At 62.6% G+C, this 454-nt stretch carries 1 protein-coding gene; it reads left to right on the top strand.

Annotation, left to right across the window (positions count from 1 at the left end):
- On the top strand, window positions 1-454 hold a 454-nt coding region (locus D7V88_RS42240; protein WP_147449189.1), incomplete at both ends, for a dienelactone hydrolase family protein.

The following is a 454-nucleotide window of genomic DNA, read 5'->3' as shown; positions in this document are numbered from 1 at the left end:
GCCAGAAGGCAAGACGAAGCTGCCAGTGGTGATCGTCATCAGCGAGATCTTTGGCGTACACGAATACATTGCCGATATCTGCCGGCGCTTTGCCAAGCTCGGTTATCTGGCGATCGCGCCTGAACTGTTTGTGCGCCAGGGCGATCCGCGTGCTTATGGGACGGTGCAGGAAACCGTTGCCAACGTGGTTTCAAAGGTGCCGGATTCCCAGGTGGCGGGCGATATCGACGCCACGATCGCATGGGCCACCGAGAACGGCGGCGACGCGGCGCGTATTGGCATGACCGGCTTCTGCTGGGGCGGGCGCCAAGTCTGGCTGGCTGCGGAGCGCAACCCCGGCATCAAGGCTGCAGTAGCGTGGTACGGGCCGCTGAAGGGCAATCCGAATCCGCTGCAACCGGTTTCGCCCGTCGACAAGGTGGACGAACTGAAAGCGCCCGTGCTGGGTCTCTAC

The sequence above is a fragment of the Corallococcus terminator genome, from assembly GCF_003611635.1.
Taxonomy (GTDB): Bacteria; Myxococcota; Myxococcia; order Myxococcales; family Myxococcaceae; genus Corallococcus; species Corallococcus terminator.
Note: the sequence above shows the minus strand (reverse complement) of the source record. Positions and strands in the feature narration are given on the sequence as shown.